The sequence below is a fragment of the Arthrobacter agilis genome (genome assembly GCF_002953615.1).
Classification (GTDB): domain Bacteria; phylum Actinomycetota; class Actinomycetes; order Actinomycetales; family Micrococcaceae; genus Arthrobacter_D; species Arthrobacter_D agilis_B.
In genome coordinates, this window is sequence record NZ_CP024915.1 from 3,386,455 (window position 1) to 3,389,146 (window position 2,692).

4 protein-coding genes are annotated in these 2,692 nt (G+C 65.5%); 2 read left to right on the plus strand and 2 right to left on the minus strand.

The window, feature by feature from the left end:
* Together CVO76_RS16655 and CVO76_RS16660 are read right to left on the minus strand one after the other, a co-directional pair.
* Window positions 1–162: DUF2437 domain-containing protein (locus tag CVO76_RS16655; protein ID WP_208741888.1), on the minus strand; the 162-nt coding region annotated here is incomplete at its 3' end.
* A gap of 220 nt (window positions 163–382) precedes the next feature.
* A complete protein-coding gene (locus tag CVO76_RS16660) occupies window positions 383–520 on the minus strand; it encodes a hypothetical protein (protein WP_208740183.1) in 138 nt (45 codons plus the stop codon).
* A gap of 209 nt (window positions 521–729) precedes the next feature.
* Here CVO76_RS16660 and CVO76_RS16665 point away from each other — a divergent pair, with 209 nt between their 5' ends.
* Both CVO76_RS16665 and CVO76_RS17540 read left to right on the plus strand, forming a co-directional pair.
* Entirely contained in the window at window positions 730–1,770 is a 1,041-nt protein-coding gene (locus CVO76_RS16665; RefSeq protein WP_208740184.1) for a hypothetical protein, read from the plus strand.
* A 436-nt stretch (window positions 1,771–2,206) separates the two neighbouring features.
* On the plus strand, window positions 2,207–2,692 hold a 486-nt coding region (locus tag CVO76_RS17540), incomplete at its 3' end, for a diguanylate cyclase domain-containing protein (protein WP_208740185.1).

A 2,692-nucleotide genomic window follows, 5' to 3' on the forward strand; every position in this document is an offset into this window, starting at 1 on the left:
GGCCAGGAGCCGGACGTCCTCCAGCGCATGGCGGACGCCGGTCAGCTGGACGCCGGCGTAGAAGGGGTCGCCCTGGATGACGGCCACCTCCTCGCTTCCCGCCGCACCTTCCACGACACCGAACAGTGGGTCATCATTTACGACAAAGCGTGCAATTCGCATGCGGCCAAGCCTAGCGTGAGGCATCGGCGCCCGGCGCGGCGCCTGCCGCTGCCATCATCGGCACACGAGCAGGGCCCGAGGACGTCCGGCGGAACGCTCAAAAGGAGATACCGCGGGCACTCCCTCCCCAGAATCGAGGGTGCCCGCGGTATCAGTACTGCATTTCAAGCCCTACTGGTGCCGTCCGCCTAACGGATGGCGGTGTACAGCCGAGAGTGGATCAGAACGGCCAGGATCCGACGCGATCGGGCGAGGTGACGGTGCCGGTGCCGGCCTTGGCGGGGGCGGCGTTCGCTGCCGCTGCACCGCCGGTGACGAGAAGGGTTGCGAGGAGGAGTGCGGAGGTGAGGCGCTTCATAGCGGTGGTCCTTTGGCTTGATCAACAGTGGTGGTGGCGAGCCGCCTTATTACCACAAGCGACTCGAGAATCATCGTAAGCCACTCCAGCCACTTTAGTAACATTTTCAGAGGATTTTTTCGGAGTATTTTTCCAGCGGATGGTTCTTGGACCTGGTACACCGAATAATGGGACGAGCAACCGACCACACGGAAAGCCGAAGGGTGCGCATGTCATACAGGGAAGGCCCGGGCCAGCGGTTGCTCCTCGAGTTCCGTGCTCGTGATGCCTGGAACCAGCGGGACTACGTGGCCGCCCAGAGTCTCGCGATGGAATTGGCATCCGCGGCCCGTGAGGACGGGGACGATCTGGGCTGGTGGAACGCCACGTTCCTGGTCGGGGAATGCCTTCGGAAACAAGGTCTGATGCAGGAGTCGCAGACCATTGCCGATGAACTGGCTGCGCATTCCCTGACGGAGCGGTCGAAGGCGCTCAGTGCACGGGTCTTCACCCTCCAGGCCTTCGCCCTGCAGGGAAGCGGCGATCTCGCCTCAGCAGTTCAAGCAGCGCGTCGTGCTGTCTCGGAAGCACTGCTCGAACCCAACCAGAACACCATCGTCATCGAGGCTCAGAATGCGCTGATCGCGGCTCTGGCTGAGAGCGGCCAGCTCGAGAGTGCCTGGAGTGAGTGCCGCATCCTCGCCGACCTCCTCGACAAGGACCAGGACAACAAGTACGCCGGCCAGTCCTATTGGGCGATCGGCAACGTGGCCTTCCTTCTCAGGAATATCAGCGAGGGCGTGTCCTACCACGAGCTCGCAGCGAAGACCCTGTCCCCCACCAACGATCTCGATCTCTGGGCCCGCTTCAATCGCGGTTCGGCGGATTTCCGCCTCGCCGCCGGCGTGCTCGAACCCGAGACACTCGAGTGCATCGAGCGGGCGGAACTTGCCAGCTCGATCGTCGGGGGGACGGAACGTGACCGCCTCGAACTGAAACTGATCCGGGCGCAATGGCACGTCCTGACCGGGCAGTTCGAGGCTGCCGTCGAACAGCTCACCGCGATCATCGCCCGCAAGCAGCTCCTCGCATCGCACGTCGCCGCACAGGCACACTTCCTTCTGGGCCAGGCGCTGTCCGGCCATGGGAGCAATGCGGAGGCCATCCCGAATCTCCAGTTGAGCGAGGACCTGTTCCTGCAATCCGGCGCCGAGGACAGGGCCTCCACCGCAAGGGCACTGATCCGGGACATCGGAGCGTCCCGGCCCTGAACCGGCTCCCGGTGCGATGTCAAGGAGTTCCTGACCCCGCCTCGGGACGTGCCCTCGACACTTCTGCCGTAGACTCGTCCGCAGGCCCCGGTCGGGCTGGGCGTTTCCCCCCATTACTCCCACCCCGACCGGGGTTTCCTGCTGCCGGGGGACGAGTGGCCGGTGCTCGATGGATCGGCGTCCACCGCACGGCCGGGAAGTGCCGATGCACAGTGCTAACCTTTCCCCGTCACGTAGCGCCTCGGCACTGCGCTCCAGGTACACGCGACAAAGGACACGCCGCCCATCCGGCCGGCGTGGACCACGTGATTCTACGGCGACGATTCGGGGGTATCGACATGGCTGGTTGTCGCCGTCCCCGCGCCCTGCGCCCGCTTCCGCCCCGCCGGGCTCCGCTCACGGGGAAGCTCCGCCTCCGGACTGTACGCTGGGACAAATGAGCGCTGACCACAAGGACCCCCGGCTGGCCATGCTGGTCGAGAGCATCGTCCGCCTGTCCCGTGGGGAACTCAGCAGCCGCATCGAGCCGTCGAGCGCACGGGACGAGGTCGACGCCGTCATCACCGGCGTGAACCTGCTCGCTGAGGAACTCGAACAGGTCTACGAGCAGTTCGAGAAGCGCGTCGAGAGCCGCACGGCGATGCTCCGCCAGGCGCACCTCGACATGATGAAGATGGCGATGTCCGACGCCCTGACCGGGCTCGCCAACCGTGTGGCACTCATGGACGGCATCGAGGAGGCGCTCACCCAGGCCGCCAACGGCGCCCCGCCACCGGCCCTCCTCCTCCTCGACCTCGACAGCTTCAAGAACGTCAACGACCGGTTCGGTCATGACGCGGGCGATCGCGTCCTCCAGGAAGTGGCCAACCGCCTCAACAGCGTGGTGCGCGAGACCGACCTCGTGGCACGGCTCGGCGGGGAC

What these genes read in the sequence shown, in the direction of transcription:
- CVO76_RS16665 (WP_208740184.1), top strand. Translation starts at nt 730, where the DNA reads ATGTCATACAGGGAAGGCCCGGGCCAGCGGTTGCTCCTCGAGTTCCGT.
- CVO76_RS16660 (WP_208740183.1), bottom strand. Translation starts at nt 520, where the DNA reads ATGAAGCGCCTCACCTCCGCACTCCTCCTCGCAACCCTTCTCGTCACC.